This is a genomic window from Bradyrhizobium sp. 215_C5_N1_1 (assembly GCF_052075935.1).
Taxonomy (GTDB): Bacteria; Pseudomonadota; Alphaproteobacteria; order Rhizobiales; family Xanthobacteraceae; genus Bradyrhizobium; species Bradyrhizobium barranii.
Window position 1 is genome coordinate 6,435,214 of the sequence record NZ_CP197228.1, and the last position, 17,976, is coordinate 6,453,189.

15 protein-coding genes and 1 pseudogene are annotated in these 17,976 nt (G+C 64.4%); 6 read left to right on the forward strand and 10 right to left on the reverse strand.

Annotated features, from left to right (window positions below):
- Positions 1-7: 7 nt before the first annotated feature.
- The 4 genes from alkB to AB7G19_RS30955 form a co-directional block, all read right to left on the reverse strand.
- The gene (gene alkB / locus AB7G19_RS30940) at positions 8-661 is read right to left on the reverse strand and encodes a DNA oxidative demethylase AlkB (RefSeq protein WP_085403914.1); all 654 of its coding nucleotides are present in this window, start codon (positions 659-661) and stop codon (positions 8-10) included.
- A 9-nt stretch (positions 662-670) separates the two neighbouring features.
- Positions 671-1,417 carry a 2OG-Fe(II) oxygenase gene (locus AB7G19_RS30945; RefSeq protein WP_085403915.1) on the reverse strand — a complete coding sequence of 249 codons (747 nt, stop codon included), beginning with the start codon at positions 1,415-1,417 and terminating at the stop codon, positions 671-673.
- 156 nt (positions 1,418-1,573) lie between these two features.
- Positions 1,574-2,260 (reverse strand): DUF2848 domain-containing protein, encoded by a 687-nt coding sequence (locus tag AB7G19_RS30950; RefSeq protein WP_085403916.1) that lies wholly within the window; start codon positions 2,258-2,260, stop codon positions 1,574-1,576.
- Complete coding sequence (locus AB7G19_RS30955) at positions 2,253-3,602, reverse strand: amidase (protein ID WP_085403917.1); 1,350 nt, start codon at positions 3,600-3,602, stop codon at positions 2,253-2,255. The genes AB7G19_RS30950 and AB7G19_RS30955 overlap by 8 nt, the downstream gene beginning before the upstream one ends.
- A gap of 193 nt (positions 3,603-3,795) precedes the next feature.
- Here AB7G19_RS30955 and AB7G19_RS30960 point away from each other — a divergent pair.
- The 4 genes and pseudogenes from AB7G19_RS30960 (at position 3,796) to AB7G19_RS30975 (ending at position 7,688) form a co-directional block, all read left to right on the forward strand.
- Positions 3,796-4,211 (forward strand): annotated as a pseudogene (locus tag AB7G19_RS30960) (Zn-ribbon domain-containing OB-fold protein).
- Between the two features lie 3 nt (positions 4,212-4,214).
- Positions 4,215-5,354: a thiolase C-terminal domain-containing protein gene (locus AB7G19_RS30965; RefSeq protein ID WP_085403919.1), complete on the forward strand. Its 1,140-nt coding sequence runs from the start codon at positions 4,215-4,217 to the stop codon at positions 5,352-5,354.
- Positions 5,355-5,492: 138 nt separating this feature from the next.
- On the forward strand, positions 5,493-6,407 hold the full coding sequence (locus AB7G19_RS30970) for an SDR family oxidoreductase (protein WP_085403920.1): 915 nt from the start codon (positions 5,493-5,495) through the stop codon (positions 6,405-6,407).
- Between the two features lie 114 nt (positions 6,408-6,521).
- Entirely contained in the window at positions 6,522-7,688 is a 1,167-nt protein-coding gene (locus tag AB7G19_RS30975) for an SMP-30/gluconolactonase/LRE family protein (RefSeq protein WP_085403921.1), read from the forward strand.
- Positions 7,689-7,760: 72 nt separating this feature from the next.
- On the opposite strand, the gene ppc is transcribed toward AB7G19_RS30975, so the two are convergent.
- From ppc to AB7G19_RS31005, 6 genes are all read right to left on the reverse strand, one after another.
- Positions 7,761-10,559: a phosphoenolpyruvate carboxylase gene (ppc, locus tag AB7G19_RS30980; protein WP_085403922.1), complete on the reverse strand. Its 2,799-nt coding sequence runs from the start codon at positions 10,557-10,559 to the stop codon at positions 7,761-7,763.
- Positions 10,560-10,681: 122 nt separating this feature from the next.
- Positions 10,682-11,086 carry a YccF domain-containing protein gene (locus AB7G19_RS30985; protein WP_071915736.1) on the reverse strand — a complete coding sequence of 135 codons (405 nt, stop codon included), beginning with the start codon at positions 11,084-11,086 and terminating at the stop codon, positions 10,682-10,684.
- A 63-nt stretch (positions 11,087-11,149) separates the two neighbouring features.
- The gene (locus tag AB7G19_RS30990; RefSeq protein ID WP_085403923.1) at positions 11,150-12,229 is read right to left on the reverse strand and encodes a rhomboid family intramembrane serine protease; all 1,080 of its coding nucleotides are present in this window, start codon (positions 12,227-12,229) and stop codon (positions 11,150-11,152) included.
- Between the two features lie 87 nt (positions 12,230-12,316).
- Entirely contained in the window at positions 12,317-13,111 is a 795-nt protein-coding gene (locus tag AB7G19_RS30995) for an enoyl-CoA hydratase/isomerase family protein (RefSeq protein ID WP_085403971.1), read from the reverse strand.
- A gap of 111 nt (positions 13,112-13,222) precedes the next feature.
- Positions 13,223-14,767, reverse strand: coding sequence for an acyl-CoA synthetase (locus AB7G19_RS31000; RefSeq protein WP_085403924.1), 1,545 nt, complete (start codon positions 14,765-14,767; stop codon positions 13,223-13,225).
- Positions 14,768-14,935: 168 nt separating this feature from the next.
- Positions 14,936-15,745 (reverse strand): crotonase/enoyl-CoA hydratase family protein, encoded by an 810-nt coding sequence (locus AB7G19_RS31005; RefSeq protein WP_085403925.1) that lies wholly within the window; start codon positions 15,743-15,745, stop codon positions 14,936-14,938.
- A gap of 105 nt (positions 15,746-15,850) precedes the next feature.
- Between AB7G19_RS31005 and AB7G19_RS31010 the strand changes: the two genes are divergently transcribed.
- Positions 15,851-16,723 (forward strand): SDR family oxidoreductase, encoded by an 873-nt coding sequence (locus tag AB7G19_RS31010; RefSeq protein WP_063986558.1) that lies wholly within the window; start codon positions 15,851-15,853, stop codon positions 16,721-16,723.
- A 285-nt stretch (positions 16,724-17,008) separates the two neighbouring features.
- The gene (locus AB7G19_RS31015) at positions 17,009-17,950 is read left to right on the forward strand and encodes an IS110 family transposase (RefSeq protein ID WP_085403926.1); all 942 of its coding nucleotides are present in this window, start codon (positions 17,009-17,011) and stop codon (positions 17,948-17,950) included.
- The last annotated feature ends 26 nt before the right edge of the window (positions 17,951-17,976 follow it).

The window sequence follows — 17,976 nt, forward strand, 5'->3', positions numbered from 1 at the left end:
GCTTGATTCACCGCGTCCTGCGGAACGTCAGATTGATCCGCTGCCGCCCGAGCAGGGCGTGCTCGCCATCGGCGAGCGGCGCGACGCCGTGATAGGCGAGTCGGCTCGGCCCGCCCCAGACCACGACGTCGCCATGGACGAGCCGGAAGCGGCGTGACTTGTCGCTGCGCGCCAGGCCGCCAAACAGGAAGGTCGCGGGCAGCCCGAGCGAGACCGAGACGATCGGGGCCGAATAGTCCAGCTCGTCCTTGTCCTGATGCAGCGACAGCCGCGTGCCGGGTTCGTAGCGATTGACGAGGCAGGCGTCGGGCGCAAAGTCGGTGAACCCGCCCTGCTCCGCCGCGCCTCGAGCCAGGTCGCGAAGCACCGTCGGCATCTGGGGCCATGGCGCGCCGGTTCGCGGATCGATCGGATCATAGCGATAGCCGGTGTGATCGGTGATCCAGCCGCGCTCGCCGCAATTGGTCATCGCCACCGACATCAGGTGGCCGCCGGGCGTGGTCATGCGGCGGAACGGCGACTGCGCCACGATCGCGCGCACGGCGGCGATCAGCTCGCTCTCGATCGGCCTGACGAATCCGCGCAGCAACACGGCGCCGTCGGCGATCTCCTCACGCGACGGCTGTGCCTCGGCGGCCGTGTCGAACAGATCACCCGTCAATCGCAGCGCTCATTTGGCATCATGGAAGATCACACCCAGCGTATGACGCTGGCCGGACCTGATCCGGCTGACGCCATGGCGGAGATTAACGCGGTAGGTGCCGCGTGTCCCCTGCACCGGGCGGTGATGCACGGCAAAGGCCACAGCGTCGCCCTGCGCCAGCGGCACGACCTCGGCGCGCGACTGCATGCGCGGGCGCTGCTCGGTCAGCACGAACTCACCGCCGGTAAAATCGCGTCCCGGCTCGGACAAGAGGATCGCGACCTGGAGCGGAAACACGTGCTCGCCATAGAGATCCTGGTGCAGGCAGTTGAAATCGCCGGTCTCGTACTGCAGCAGCAGCGGCGTCGGCCGCGCCTGGCCTGCCTCGTGGCAGCGCTTGAGGAACGCCGCATGCGCGGCTGGATAACGGATGTCGATCCCCATCGCCTCGTTCCAACGATTGGCAACGCCCTGAAGATGCGCATAGAGCGCCGGGCGGAGCTCCGCGATCAGATCGGGCAGCGGGTAGGAGAAATATTTGTACTCGCCACGGCCAAACCCGTGGCGGCCCATGACGATGCGGCTGCGGAAGCCCGCATCATCGGGATAGAGCGCGGCGATGGCGCGGCATTGGTCCGGCGTCAGCAGATCCTTCAGGACGGCGCTGCCCTGGGCATCGAGCTCGACGGTGATTTGAGGCCAGTCGAGGGCGTCGACGTGGGTGGCGAGGTCGACTGAGGGCTTAGGGGGTGATTTGCGTGCCGTTGCTGTCATGACTGCCACCTTCGCAAGACCGGCCCGCCCTTTGCCACCCGATTCCCGACTATCTCCTCGTCATTGCGAGCGCAGCGAAGCAATCCAGAGTCTTTCCGCAGAGGGATCCTGGATTGCTTCGTCGCAAGGGCTCCTCGCAATGACGGCGGAGGGGTATCAGCCTCGCACCGGCAGCGTCGTCACGTCGTACCCGTGCTTGATCGTCCGTTTCAGCACCGGATCCTCGAGCTCGAACTCGAACCGGTCCGCCGGGCGGATGCCGCCCTTGGCAGCAAAGGTGCCGCCGAACATGGCGCAGCCGTCGGGGAACTTGCCACCCTCAAAGCCGCGCGCGATGAGGTCGGCGACCGGCAGCATCGCGTCCAGCGTGCCCTCCTGGTAGAGCACGCGCTCGCCCTTGATGGTGGCGTAGGAGCGCAGGATCATCCTGTCCCAATGACCGATGACGTCCTCGAGCTCCCAGAGCGTGGATGCGACCGGCTTGTCGCACATCTGCTTGGAGACCGTGACGTTGTAGGCCTCGACCTTGCGGTCGGTATGGTCGGAGCCGCAGCCGACGAAGATGCGGCCCTGCCAGCCGATCAGCACGAATTCGACCTCGCCGGAGGAATCGCCGCCACAGCATTCGATGCCGTCTTCCTGGGTCAGCCGGCGCGCCGAGGCGCGGTAGTAGATCGGCGTCGAGGCCGGCGGGGCGATGCCCATCTCTTGCAGCTCGGCGATGTGCTTGTCGCGCGCGACGGGATCGCGGCCGGTCCAGCCCGCAATGACCATCTGGTCGATCGCCAATGTCAGCGGCGTGGTGGTGTCCTGGGCGTCAACGGTGAAAGTCAGGTCAAACACGAATTACGGCCTCCATGCCGGCAGCAAGCTCGAAAATACGACGGTCAGATCCGCCCGCGCCCGCCAGCATCAGGCCGACAGGAACGTCACCCTCGCGATGCGCGGGCAGCGAGATGGCGCAGCCGTCGATCATGTTGATGAGGGTGCAATTGCGCAGCGCCCGCAGGTTTTCCCTGGTGAACGCCTTGTCATCGGCGAGATCGGAAATCTTCGGCGGCGTGTTGGCGGTGGTGGGCAGCACCAGCGCGTCATAGGGCGCGACGCGCGCATTGACGCGCACGATCAGCGAGCGGCGCTCGTTGAGGAGATCGATGTAATCGGCAGCGCTCTGCGCCTCGCCGCGCATGATGCGCACGGAGACCCTGGGGTCGTAGACGTCGCCCTTGGCCGTAATGAGGTAGCGATGCCAGGCATAGCTTTCGGACGCCGCAAAGCCGCCCTTGGCGTTCATCGGGCCGATGTCGTGAAATTCGGCCATCTCGATCCGCTCGATGATCGCACCGTGATCGGCGAGGCTCTTGAGCGCGCGCTCGAACGTCGAGGCCACGTCCGCATCGAGATCGTCGAGCGCAATCGTGGTCGGCACTGCGAGCCGCATGCCCTTTACCGGCCGCGGCTTCAGCGGGACGATCGGCTCGTTCGCGAGCACGGCATCGAGAATGGCACAGCAGCTGACCGACCGCGCCAGCGGCCCGATGCTGTCGAGCGAGAAGGACAGCGGCACGGAGCCGTCCAGCGGCACGCGGCGCTGCGTCGGCTTGTAGCCGACGATGCCGTTGAAGGCGGCCGGAATCCGGCAGGAGCCGCCGGTGTCGGTGCCGAGCGCGCCATGCGCCATGCCGTCGAGCACGGACACCGCGGCGCCCGAGGACGAGCCGCCGGGCACGTGTCCCTCGGCTCGGTTCCAGGCGCCCTTCGGCGTGCCGTAATGCGGATTGATGCCGATGCCGGAATAGGCGAACTCGGTCATGTTGGTCCGCCCGATCACGACGAAGCCGGCCTTGCGCAGCCGCGCCACCGTCGCGGCGTCCTGATCGGCCGGCGCAGAATCGTCGAGCGCGCGGGAGCCGGCGCGCGTGACCTGGCCCTTGATGTCGAAGAGATCCTTGATCGAGACCGGGATACCGGCATAGCGCGACGGCGCCGCCTTGGCCTTGCGCAAGCCGTCCATCGCATCCGCGGTTGCGAGCGCGGCGTCCTTGTCGACGTGGATGAATGTGCGTTGGCCCTCGCCGGCCGGGTCGGCGATCCTGGCGAGGCATGCCTCGACCAGCTTGCGGGAGGTCGTGCGGCCGCTTTCGAGGTCGTCGGCGAGTTTCGCCAGTGTCGGAAAATCGGGCATGTCTGTCTCACGGAATATTGCGCGCGCAATCTATAGCGCCGCCTCGGTTCGACACAAGCATTGTGCGCATGATGGCATGCATGCGCATTGCTGGACCGTTGACGCGCGATGGTCGATTGTCGCATCAAGATCGAAACAGCCAGGCGTGAAGCCCAGGCATTAGCAAGAATTGCCTTTGGGAGGGTTTTCCGACATGGCCGAACCGCAGCGCGCGCGCCCGAAACCGACGCCGGAGACCCAGCATTTCTGGGACGGCACGAAAGCGGGCGAATTGCGTTTGCAGCGCTGCGACGCCTGCGCGCATGTCTATTTCCCGCCGCGCCCGTTCTGCCCGTCCTGCGCCTCGCGCAAGGTCAGCATCTTCAAGGCGAGAGTGGCAACGGTTTCCTCTACAGCTACGTGATCAATCATCGTCCCGCCGCTCCCGGCTTCACACCGCCTTATGCGATCGCGGTGGTCGAGCTTGCCGAAGGACCGCGGATGATGAGCAACATCATCGACTGTCCGCAGACGCCGGAGGCGCTGGAGCTCGACATGAAGCTCGAAGTCGCCTTCCAGGCGCTCGACGACAAGATCACCCTCCCCGTGTTCCGTCCGGCGAAGGGATAGGCCATGCGCAGCAACCAGGTTGCCGTCGTCGGCGCGGCCGAGACCACCGAGCTCGGTGTCATCCCCAATATGTCGCAGCTCCAGCTCCACGCGGATGCGGCGCTCAACGCCATCGCGGATGCCGGGCTGAAACTCTCCGACATCGACGGCTTTGCCACCGCGGTCGAAACGCCGCAGCAGGTCTGCCATTATCTCGGCATCAAGCCTACCTGGGTGGACGGCACCTCGGTCGGCGGCTGCTCCTTCATGCTGCATGTTCGCCATGCCGCCGCGGCGATCGAGGCCGGTCTCTGCAAGACCGTGCTGATCACCCATGCCGAGAGCGGCAAGTCGATGATCGGCAAGGCGCCGCGCTCGATCCCCGCCGACAGCCTGCAAGGACAGTTCGAGGCGCCCTACGGCATCTACGGGCCACCCAGCATGTTCCCGATCCCCGTGCTGCGCTTCATGAAGACCTACGGCATCACGCATGAGCAGCTCGCCTCGGTGGCGGTGGTGCAGCGGGAATGGGCGGCCAAAAATCCCCGCGCGATGATGAAGGACCCGATCACGGTCGCTGATGTCCTCAACTCGCGCATGATCGCCTATCCGTTCCGGCTGCTCCAGTGCTGCCTCGTCACTGACGGCGGCGGCGCGCTGATCCTGACCTCGGCCGACCGCGCCAAGGATTTTCCGAGGAAGCCCGTCTACATCATGGGCACCGGCGAGAGCGTGGAGACGCCGATGGTCAGCCAGATGGAAACGTTCAACTCCTCGCGCGCGTTCAAGACTGCCGGCCCCCTCGCCTTTAAGGAAGCCGGCATCGCGCACCGGGATGTCGACCATCTCATGATCTACGATGCGTTTGCGCATCTGCCGCTGTTCGGCCTTGGCGACCTCGGCTTCATGCCGCACGAGGAAACCGGCCAATTCATCGCGGATGGCAACACGCGCCCCGGCGGCAAGCTGCCGCTCAACACCAATGGTGGCGGCCTGTCCTACATGCATTCGGGCATGTACGGCATGTACGCACTCCAGGAGAGCGTACGCCAGATGCGCGGGATTGCCCCGGCCCAGGTGCCGAATGCGAAGATTTCGGTGTGCCACGGCGTCGGCGGCATGTTCGCGGCATCAGGCACGATCGTGTTTACGAACGAGAGGTAACGACTGTCATTCCGGGGCGTCGCGTCAGCGACGAGCCCGGAATCCATAACCACGATCGGGAGTATGGATTCCGGGCCTGCGCCTTGCGGCGCATCCCGGAATGACGGCGGAAATTGGAACGGCTAGCGGAGAACCCACATGAGCAAATCACTTCAAGACAAGGTCATCATCGTCACCGGCGCGGGCCGCGGCATCGGGCGCGAGATCGCGCTGCTCTGCGCGGCGGAGGGCGCCAAGGTCGTCGTCAACGACCCCGGTGTTGCCGCCGACGGCGCCGGTTCCAGCGCTTCGCCCGCCGAGGAGGTGGTCGACGAGATCAAGAAGCGCGGCGGCATCGCGGTGCCCAATTTCGAGTCGGTGGCGGAGGCTGTCCCCGCCAGCAAGATCGTGAAGACCGCGACCGATCATTTCGGCAAGCTCGACGGCGTCGTCAACAATGCCGGCATCTTGCGTGACATGATCTTCCACAAGATGAGCGTGGAAGCGTTCGAGGCCGTCATCAAGGTTCACCTGATGGGCTCGTTCTACGTCAGCCACGCCGCGGCGCGGATCTTTCGCGAGCAGGAGAGCGGCTCCTTCGTGCACTTCACCTCGACCTCCGGCCTGATCGGCAATTTTGGCCAAGCCAACTACGCCGCGGCCAAGCTCGGCATCATCGGCCTGTCAAAGTCGATCGCGCTCGACATGGGCCGCTTCAACGTCCGCTCCAACTGCGTCTCGCCGTTCGCCTGGACCCGCATGATCGGCACCATCCCGACCGAGACCGAAGCCGAGAAGGCGCGCGTCGAGAAGATCAAGCAAATGGGACCGGAGAAGATCGCGCCGATCTGCGCCTATCTGCTCTCCGATGCCGCCAAGGACGTCTCCGGGCAGATCTTCGGCGCACGCATGAACGAGCTGTTCCTGTTCAGCCAGAACCGCCCGCTGCGCTCGGTTCATCGCAGCGAGGGCTGGACGCCGCAAACGATCGCGGAACACGGCATGCCGGCACTGAAGGGCTCGTTCTACAAGCTCGACCGTTCGGCCGACATCTTCCCCTGGGATCCCGTCTAGCCGTTCTCCCAGCTATTGTTGCATTGCGATCTCCGGTTGTCCGGCCGGAGATCGCCCGCATTACGCCCGATTGCGGGCGAATGGTTTCCTTCCAACAAAAAACGGGAGGCGACTATGACAAAATCACTGACCAATTCTGCCGATACTGACGAGCCTTGCCTCGGGCGCCGCACCCTCTTGAAGGGCGCGGCGGCTGCAGTAGCCGCGACGGGCGTCACCATGAACGCAGCCCTGGCGGCCTCCGTCACGCCGTTCGGCCAGACCGGCACTCCGACGATATCGACGGCCCCGTTGCCCTTGGGACCGCTTCCCGGCAGCCGCTACCCGGACTCCCGTCTGGAATCCGCGAAGAAGGGGCCGCCAACGTTCGGGCCTGCCGACTTCCCGGCCTTCGCCGGCACCATGGCGGTCGAGCGTGTTGCAACCGGCTTCCGATGGGCTGAAGGTCCCGTGTATTTTGCAGCCGGACGATATCTGCTGTTCAGCGACATCCCCAACAATCGCATCATGCGCTTCTCGGAGGATGACGGTCATACCAGCGTCTACCGTCAACCCTCGATGAACTCGAACGGCAACACGATCGATCGCGAAGGACGCCTGATCACGTGCGAGCATAGCGGGCGGCGTGTGACGCGCACCGAACTCGACGGCTCGATCACCATTATTGCCGACAAATTCAATGGCAAACGACTGAACTCGCCGAACGATGCGGTCGTTACCGCCGATGGCGCGATCTGGTTCACCGATCCGGCCTACGGCATCGGTGGCTTCTATGAGGGCATCAAGGCCGACCCCGAGCAGGAGAAGAAGAACGTCTACCGCGTCGACCCGAAAACCGGCGACGTCAAGGTCGTCATCGACGATTTTGTGGAGCCCAACGGGATCACCATCTCGCCCGACGAGAAGAAGCTCTACATCTGCGAGACCGGGTTCACGGACGGACCGGACAACCCATCGCATATCCGCGTGTTCGACCTCGACGTGGCGGCGGGGAAAGTGTCGAACAGCAAGGTCTTCGCCGAGATGCCAAAGCCAAGCATCACCGACGGCGTCCGCTGTGACACCGAAGGACGGGTCTGGTGTTCGGTGGGCTGGGGCGATCCGAACGAAGACGGCGTGCGCTGCTATACGGCCAACGGCCAACTGCTTGGCAAAATTCACATCCCGGAAACCGTCGCCAACCTGAGCTTCGGCGGGCAGCAGCGAAACAGACTCTATATCTGTGGCTCGACATCGCTCTATGCTGTGTACACCGGTGTGCAGGGCGCACTAAAGCCGTGAACATCAACGAATAGCGAATGGTGAGTAGCGAATAGTCGGCAGCGGCACGCCTTCTGTTCGCTACTCGCCCTACTACCCCGTATTCCGCAATCCGGCCGAAATGCCGTTGATCGTGAGCTGAATCCCGCGCAGCACCTGCTCGTCCGGGTTCTGCGCGCGATGCTCCTTGAGCAGCTCGACCTGCACGTGGTTGAGCGGATCGAGATAGGGGAAGCGGTGGCGCACCGAGCGCTCCAGCAGCGGGTTGCCCTGGAGCAGCCGGTCCTGGCCCATGATGTCGAGCAGCGTCTCGATGCAGGAATGCCATTCGCGGCGGATCCGGCCGAAGATTTTTTCGCGCAAGGCTTCGTCCGGCACGAGCTCGGCATAGCGCGAGGCGATCGCGATCGAGCTTTTCGCCAGCACCATGTCCATGTTCGACAGCAGCATGCGGAAGAACGGCCATTCCCTGTAGAGCTCCTTCAGGAACGGCATGCCCTTGTCGGGATGCTCCGCGATCCACTGCTCGACCGCGCTGCCAAAGCCGTACCAGCCGGGCAGCATCAGGCGGCACTGCGCCCAGGAGAACACCCACGGAATGGCGCGCAGATCCTCGATCGCCCGAGTCTTCTTGCGCGAGGCGGGACGGCTGCCGATGTTCAGCGTCGCGATCTCGTTGATGACGGTGGAGGCCCAGAAGTAATCGACGAAACCGTCGGTCTCGTAGACGAGGCCGCGATAGGCCTTGAAAGCCAAATTTGAAAGCTCGTCCATCGCGGTGAGATATTCGCGGCGCGGCGCGCTCTGGCGCGGATGCAGCAGGCTCGCCTCCAGCGTCGCGGCAGCGAGGATCTCCAGATTGTTGCGGCCGACTTCGGCGTTGGAATATTTCGACGAGATGATCTCGCCCTGCTCGGTGATGCGGATCTGCCCGTTCACCGCGCCGCCGGGCTGGGCGATGATGGCGTCATAGCTCGGGCCGCCGCCGCGGCCGACCGAGCCGCCGCGACCGTGGAACAGGCGCAGTCGCACGCTGTGGCGCTCGAACACGTCGACGAGGCCGATTTCGGCCTTGTAGAGCTCCCAGCCCGAGGTGACGAAGCCGCCATCCTTGTTCGAGTCGGAATAGCCGAGCATGACCTCCTGCACGCTGCCGCGGCTGTCGACGAGGCGGCGGTAATCGTGCAGCGACAGCATGCGATCCATGATGGCGCTGGAGGCCTGCAAATCCTCGATGGTTTCGAACAGCGGCACAATGTTGATGGCGCTGCGCCCGGAGGGATGAACGAGGCCGACCTCCTTGAGCAGCACGGCCACCTCGAGCATGTCGGACATGCCCTTGCACATCGAGATGATGCATTGGGGAATGGCGTCCGAGCCGAACTTCGCATGCGCCTCCGCGGCGGAATGGAAGACGTTGAGCTCGCCCATGGTCTCGTCGCTGTATTTGACGAATGGCGAGACCAGCGAGCGCGTGCTGCGCAATTCATTGGTGAGCAGCGAGATGCGCGCGTCCTCGCCCAGCGCGAGATAGGACATGCCGGGATTGGCGGCGTCCATCAGCTCGGCGATGGTACGTTCGTGCACAGCAGAATTCTGGCGGATGTCGAGCCGCGCCAGATGGAAGCCGAAGCAATCCACCGCACGCCGCAGCAGCCGCAGCCGGCCGCGGGCGATGACGCGGGCATTGTTGGAGATCAGCGAACGGTGCAGCACATCGAGATCGGCCTGCAGCTCCCTGACGGTCTCGTAGGGCCTGCCCTTGCCGACCGGCCGGCGCGTGATCTCGACCTCGAGCTTTTCGGCCGTCGCCGTCAGGCGCGCATAGATGCCGGAGACCGCGAGACGATAAGGCTCGCCGCTCCGGTGCGGCGAGGTGTCGGGCGAGCGTTCCGCCAGCGTCCGCAGCTCCTCGGAGACGTCGGCGAGGTGCGCCGCGATCGACAGCTCCGAGCCGAGCACATGCAGCTCGTTGAGATAGAATTGCATCACCCGGCTCGACTGCAGCCGCAGCGTCCCGCGCATCACGTCGGCGGTGACGAAGGGATTGCCGTCGCGGTCGCCGCCGATCCAGCTGCCCATGCGCAGGAACGAGGCGAGCTCGCTTGCAGCCGCCTCGCCAGCCTCCTCCAGTCGGTCTTCGAGCACGTTGACCAGCCGCGGCACCTCGCGCAGGAAGGTGTAATCGTAGAACGACAGGCCGTTGGCGACCTCGTCGAGCACGGTGAGCTTGGTCCGGCGCAAGAGATTGGTCTGCCACAGCGTCAGCACCTCGCGGCGAAGCTGCTCGTCGCTGGCAGCGGCCTCGTCCGCGGTGAGCGCTACACGCTCGCGGCGGTCCAGCAGGCTGGCGACCTCCATCTCGCGGTCCATGGTGCTCTTGCGGCGGACCTCGGTCGGGTGCGCGGTCAGGACCGGGCTGACCAGCGCGGTCTTGAAGAAATTGCGCAGCACATCGGAGCTGATCCCGGCGTCCCTGGCATGGGCCAGCGTCTCCGCCAGCACGCCGGAACCAGAGCTCTGGGCGGCACTGCGGGCGCGCATCTGGCGAATGTTGTTCTGGTCCTCGGCGATGTTGGCGAGGTGGGAGAAATAGCTGAAGGCGCGGACGATCCGCACCGTCTCGGAGGTCGACATGCTGTCGAGGATCTGCTCGAGCTCGCGACGGGCGAGCCGGTCCTCGTCGCGGTGGAACCGGATCGAGGTCTGGCGAATGCGCTCGACCAGGTCGAACAACTCAGCACCTTCCTGGTCGCGCACGGTGTCGCCCAGGATACGCCCGAGCAGGCGGATGTCGTCACGCAGCCGCGCATCTGCCTCCAGCGCCTGGGCGTCCTCAGCGCGGTTCGCGCGGTTGTCGATGGCGTCGGGTGGCACGGTCTGGAGGGACATGGCTCGCTTCCTTGTTCGAGCTCGCTTCGCTGCCCGGCTCCGCCGAGTGTGCAAGTTTTTTGCCGCAGCGCAAGATGAAGTTGGGGGCGGCGCACACTGAAAGGGGCGATCACTCCTTGCGGCTAGGCCGGCACGATCACCTTGCCGATCGGCCAGAGCGCGATCCCCGCGAGCTTCAGATGGGCCCAGGCAAAGGGAATGCCGATGATGGTGACGGCGAAGATCACGGCTGTCAGCACGTGGCCGAGTGCCAGCCACCAGCCGGCCAGCACGAACCAGATAATGTTCCCGATCACCCCGAGCGGGCCGGTGCCGATATCGCCCATACCGGTGACCTCGTCGCGGTTGACCGCGCGCGAGCCGAACGGCAGCAGGGCGTAGACCGCGATGTTGAACGCCGCCCGCGCCCAGGGAAGGCCGATGATGGTAATGGCCATGATGACGGAAGCCACCAGCCAGCCGAATGCCATCCAGGCACCGCCGATGAGAATCCAGATCACGTTGAGCAGAATGGAAACGGGGGCCATTAGATTTAGGAACCTTGGGATGATCCGGGGTCAATGAGCCCTCTTATAGCACGACCTCCGCGGTCATAGTCCATGACGCCGGCTGCGTTCGGCACGCAGCGATGTGCCGACAAATCCGACATCCTCGATCCCGCGCGAAATTTCCCTTGCGCAGAGCCACAGCGTCACCGCGGCGGCACCGATCGCGGCCAGCCCCGAGATCAGAACAGGATTGGGACAGAATATGACGAGAAGATTATCGAGTGGAGCGGACCCGGTTGGCCAGCGCGGACTGCAAGAAGATGCCAGAGCCAAACCGCACAGCAGGACGGTGACAGCATTCGCTCCAGCCAGGGCGACCACGACGATCGCAAGACCCTTCTTCATGGAGAGGACGAGATCAACCACCTTCACGACCGCACAGCATGCGACCACGACAACGATGGCCAGGCCCCATCCGGAAATCCCGGCGGCGATGGCCTGACCGCTCCAAGCCCACGCAGCAGCAACACAGGCCAACAGAGTGAGATTGACCTTCACGGCTTCGGGAAATTTGCAACGAAGCGCGTAAGGATTCGCCTTCTCGATGAGGTCCAGCAATGCGCAGGCGATCAATCCGGCCGCAAAGCCGCCGAGATGGACGCCCCAGTCGATCCGCGAATTGCCGAGCGCAAACGCGATGTTCAATCCGATGTTGATGGCGAAGAAGTCGAACCTGACGTCGAGCTTGCCGAGGATCCACAGGCAGAGCAGCGCACCCAAAATGCCCGACGTGGCGCCGGACGCGCCGACGGTCAAATAGGGCGTGGAATGGATGCCATTGCCGATGACGGCGCCGAACACCATCGCGCAGAGATAGATGATGAGGAAATAGGCCGGTCCCACTCGCCGCTCGAGATGTCCGCCCCACAGCACGAGGCACAACATGTTCATGGTGAGGTGGACGAAGTTGACATGCAGGAAGCCATAGGCGAGCAGGCGCCAGTACTCATGCCGCGCGATTGCGCCCGAATACATGCCGCCATAGCGATACAGCAACTCTGCCGGCGCCGCCGGACTGCCTGCCTGGATGAAGCAGAATCCCGACGCCAGGACGGTCACCGTCATTAGCGCGTAAAGGGCCGCATGAGGAACTTCGAAGAAGCTGGCGCGGTATGAGGGCATCGGCGATCGCAAGCGGTTGGCGTGGGAACGTCAACCTAGCCGAGCCGATTACTGATTGCTACTCCAGCGTGCGCGATCAGGCGGCGCCTACCGCCCCTCGAACTTCGGCTCACGCTTCTCCATGAACGCCTTCATGCCCTCGGCCATGTCCTGTGTCTTGAACAGCGGCAGAAGCTGGAGGTAGACGTGGTGAACGTGATCGGAGAAGTTCTCGTTGAGGCCCATCCGCATCATGCGCTTGGAGGCCTGCACCGCGAGCGGCGCGTTGGCTGCGATTTCGCGGGCGATGGCGCGGGCGCGGCCCATCAAGTCGGCATCCGGCACGACCTCGTTGGCGAGGCCCCATTCCAGACACTCGCGGGCGCTGAGCGTCCGGCCGGTGAAGATCAGCTCGGAAGCCTTGGCCCAGCCGAGCATCCGAGGCAGCAGCCAGGTGCCGCCGGATTCCGGCACGACGCCGCGCTTGACGAAGGCCGCCGCAAGCTTCGAGGACTCCGCCATGATGCGGATATCGCAGCCGAGCGCGGTGTCCATGCCGTAACCAGCGGCGCCGCCGTTGACGGCGCAGATGGTCGGCTTGTCCATCGCCTGAAGCACGGTCGGCGGCGTGTTGCGCAGATTGATCGTGGTCGGCGAAGACGCGGCGCTGAGGCCATTGCCGTCGCGCTCCTTGCGCAAATCGAGGCCGGCGCAGAATGCCCGCCCCTTGCCGGTGAGGATCACGACCCGGACGTTGCGGTCCTCATTGGCCTCGGTCAGCAGCCGCGCCAGATCGTTCAGCATCGGGCCGGAGATCGTGTTCATGCGCTCCGGCGCATTCAGCGTGATCACCGCGATGTGGTCGGCGACCTCATAGAGGACTTCGTTTGCGGCGTCGGTCATGATCATTCGTTCCTGTGTTCGTAGCCCGGATGGAGCGAAGCGAAATCCGGGGTCTTTCTGACGCGAGCACCGCCCCGGATTGCGCTTCGCTCCATCCGGGCTACAAGGCTTTCAAATCTTCCGCCCCGCCTGCTCCCAATAGGGATCACGCAGGCGGCGCTTGAATATTTTTCCGGAGTCTTCGCGCGGCAGGCTCGTGCGGATCTCGATGTGCTTGGGCACCTTGTAGTCGGCGAGCGAGCCCTTGAGCCGGGTGCGGATATCGCCGGCATCGAGCGTGACACCTGGTTGCGGCTCGACCACCGCCATCAGCGCCTCGCCGAACTCGGCATCGGGGATGCCGAACACGGCGCAATCATGCACGCCGGGCACGGCGTGGAGCACGGATTCGATCTCGGCCGGATAGATGTTGACGCCGCCTGAGATCACCATGTCGCGCTTGCGGTCGCAGATGAAGACGTAGCCGTCCTCGTCGATATAGCCGACGTCGCCGGAGGTGATGAAGCCGTCGCGGTCGATCTCGGCGCGCTTCTCCGGCTTGTTGTGGTAAGTGAAGTCAGCCATTTCGGCCATGCGGGAATAGATCTCGCCGATCTCGCCCACGCCCAGCACGCGGCCGTCGTCGCCGATGAAGCGCAGCTCGGCGCCCGGCGAAATCCTGCCGACGGTGCCGGGCTTTTTGAGCGCATCCTCGGGGGTCGCGAAGGTGACGGCGCTGGATTCAGTCGAGCCGTAGAATTCGTAGATCACCGGCCCCCACCACTCGATCATCGCGCGCTTGACGTCGGCCGGACATGGCGCGGCGGCGTGGATGATGTGGCGGAGCGAGGAGACATCATACTTCCTGCGCACCGCCTCAGGCAGCTTCATCAGGCGAATGAACATGGTCGGGACCATGAAGATGGTGTCGATCTTGTATCGTTCGATCAGGTCCAGAAATTCTTCGGCCTCGAACCGTGGCATCAGCACCAGTGCGCCGCCGAGCTTGCCGGCGCGGATGCCGAACGAGTTCGGCGCGGAGTGATAGAGCGGGCCCGGCAGGATCGCGCGGGCGCCGGGCTTGAGCCCATAGATCATCGCACGCATGCGCTCGCCGGCCGCCGCCTGTTCCGGCGTGGGCGCATTGCGCCGCACGCCCTTTGGATGGCCGGTCGTCCCTGACGTGTAGATCATGTTCATGGGCTGCGGCACGACCGGGCCGTCGTAGGGCGGGTACTGTGCGAGCCAGGATTCGAAATCGATCGCGAAGTCCGGCGTCTTCAGGTGATCGGGGTCGATCTTGTAGTTGGACAGGATCTCCAGCGGGGTCGGCACGCTGAGCACGGTGACGCCTTTCGGAATGGCATCGCGCAGGGCGTGCAGCATGTCGGCATGTCCAATCAGCACGGACGTGCCGGTATCCCCGAGGATGTAGTTGATCTCCTCCGGCTTGAAGTGCCAGTTGATCGGCACGCCATAGGCCCCGAGCCGCATCGCGGCGTAGGCGGCTTCGAGGAAGGCGATATCGTTGCGCATCAGCATGCAGACGCAATCGCCCTGCTTGACGCCGATTTTGGCGAGGCCGCTCGCGATGCGATCAGCGCGGTTGGCGACTTCGGCATGGGTGCGGCGGCGCTCGCCGGAGACGATGCCGAGGAATGGGGACGTTTCGCTCATTTTTGTTTTTCTTTGTTGTTTAGCGACGTTGCCAGTTAGTCGTCATCACCGGGCTTGTCCCGGTGATCCACGTTCTTGCTTGCCGCTTCTGACCAAGAACGTGGATGGCCGGGACATCTAGCGCGAAGACGCGCTTCGCGCTTCTGCCCGGCCATGACGGAGAGCCTGTCAGTCTACATACCTCGCCTCGCGCTTCTCCAGATTGGAGCGCACCGCTTCGGTCTGGTTCGCACTGCCGATCAGCTTCTGCTGCTCGACCGACTCGGCGAGCAGCGCCGGGCCCGGATCGACCGAGAGATTGTTGAGCAGGCGCTTGGCGGCGCGGATCGCATCGGGGCTCTTGCCGGCGATTTCGCGCGCGACTTCGAGAGCCGTGGCGCGCGGGTCGTCGCAGATGCGCGTCGCGAGGCCGTAGCTCATCGCCTCCTGTGCGGAGAAGATGCGGCCGGTGTAGGTGAGATCGCGCAGGATGTCGTCGCGCACGAGCGAGGCCAGGATCGGCGTGCCGGCCATGTCGGGCACGAGGCCCCATTTGATCTCCATCACCGACATCCGCGCATCCGGTGAGAGAAAGCGCATGTCGGCACCGAGCGAGAGCTGGAACCCACCGCCGAAAGCGACGCCGTGCACGGCCGCGATCACGGGAACCGGAAGCTGGCGCCAGCCCCATACCGCCTGTTGCGGAAAGTTCGCCTGGCCATGCGTACGTTTGGTGAGATCGCGATTTTCGCCACCCGGAATTCCGTTGCCGCCTGTCTCCTTCATGGCGGCAAAACGCCCCATGTCGAGACCGGCGCAGAAGGCGCGGCCTTCGCCCGAGAGCACGACGACACGCACGCCCTTTTCCTTCGAAAGCCGGTCGGTTGCGGCAACAAGGGCTTCGAACATCGCCTGATCGAGCGCATTCATCTTGTCCGCGCGCACCAGGCGCACGTCGGCGACGCCTTCCGAGATCGAGATCGAGACGCGCTCTTCCATGGATGAATTCTCCCCTGTTCTTGTTCAGTGCCGCTTTACAGGAAGCCGGCGGCCGGATTTAGTCAATCGACCAATTAACTGACAATGCCTGCGGAGGAAACAGCCATGTTCAAGGAAAATCTTCTGGCCGGCCGGAACATCCTTGTCACCGGTGGCGGCACCGGGCTCGGCAAGTCGATGGCGGCGCGCTTCCTCCAGCTTGGAGCAGAGGTGCACATCTGCGGCCGGCGCAAGATCGTGTGCGACGAGACCGCGACCGAGCTGATGGCTGAGTATGGTGGCCGCGTCACCAGCCACGGCGTCGACATCCGCAACGCGCTCGCGGTCGAAGAGATGATCGAGACCATCTTTCGTGACGCTCCCCTCACCGATCTCATCAACAACGCGGCCGGCAATTTCATCTCGCGCAGCGAAGAGCTCTCGCCCCGCGGCTTCGATGCCGTCGCCAACATCGTGATGCACGGCACGTTCTATGTGACCCATGCGGTCGGCAAGCGCTGGATCGCCTTGAAGCAGCCCGGCAATGTCGTTTCCATCACCACGACCTGGGTGCGCAACGGCTCGCCTTACGTGGTGCCGTCCGCGATGAGCAAGTCGGCGATCCACGCCATGACGATGTCGCTCGCGACCGAATGGGGCCGCTACGGCATCCGCCTCAACACGATCGCGCCGGGCGAGATCCCGACCGAGGGCATGAGCAAGCGCATCAAGCCCGGCGACGAAGCCGGCGCGCGCACCAAGGCGATGAACCCGATGGGCCGCGTCGGCACCATGGAGGAATTGCAGAACCTCGCGGTGTTCCTGATCTCCGGCGGCTGCGACTGGATCAGCGGCGAGACCATCGCGATGGACGGCGCGCAGGCGCTGGCGATGGGCGGCAATTTCTACCAGCTCCGCGACTGGAGCGACGACGACTGGAAAACCGCGCGCGAGAGCATCATGGCGCAGAACGAGAAGGACCGGGCGAAGCGGGGGTGATGCACCCACCGCTGTCGTCCCGGGGCGCGCATAGCGCGAGCCCGGGACCCATAACCCCAGGATGAGGTTTGGCGAAGACTCACAACCCGATCTCGCGCCACACTCCTCCCTGTGGCTTTGGGTCCCTGTGTCTTGGAAGCCTGTCATGATGGAGTGGGCGGGAAGCCGTTGGGTCCTTGGCGCTTGACGCCGTGATCCGGCCCGGTCTCCCGCCCGTTCCATCTATCAACCTGAACAGTTGCACGAGGCTGCGGCAACAGACCTCGCATCACAGGGACAGGCACCGTGATCATACCCCTTCGTTACGTCGGAATCGACGTCTCCAAACAACATCTCGATATCTTCGATGAGGGCTTGGGTGTGCCGGAGCGCATCGCCAACGCGCCGCAGGCCATCACACAGATCGTGGCGCGTTGGCGATGCGACGTGCTGGTCGTCTTCGAGGCAACGGGTGTCTATGATCTCGAACTTCGCGAGGCGCTGGGTCAGGCCGGTATCCGCTTCGCGCGGATCAACCCGGCCCGGGCTCGCGACTTTGCGCGCGCCAGCGGCCAGCTCGCCAAGACCGACCCGATCGATGCGAGGATGCTGGCGGCCTTTGCGCGGGCCCTGAAGCCAGCCACCGAGCAAATTGCCAATCCCGCCCGCAATGCCTTGGCGAGGCTCGCAAAACGGCGGGATCAGCTGGTCCTCATGCGTGCGCAGGAGAAGAACCGGCGCAGCGAGGCCGACGACCGTGCCATGGCCGATCGTATCGGCCGTCTCATCGAGGTCCTCGACGGCGAGATCGCCGAGATCGAGGCCGACATCAGCACGCTGATCAAGACCGAGCCGGAGATCTCGGGCGATGCGCAGTTGATACGTTCACTTCCTGGCGTGGGTCCCGTAACCTGCATGCAACTGATCGCGCAGATGCCGGAACTCGGAAAAGTGGGACCGAAGCAGGTGGCAGCGCTAGCCGGCCTGGCTCCCTTCAACGTCGACAGCGGGGCTTACCGTGGCAAACGTAAGATCGCCGGGGGCCGAAAGCGCGTCCGTGATGCCCTTTACATGGCTGCTCTCAACGCGGGCCGCCGGGCCGATCCGTTCAAGGTCTTTTACGTACGATTGCGACAGGCCGGCAAACCAGCCAAACTCGCCCTCATTGCCGTCGCCAGGAAGCTGCTGACGGTCCTCAACGCCATGATGCGCGACAGGAAGCCCTACCTGAACGTCAAGCCGACATAACAGTTGCCGGATCGGCGCTTCGCTTG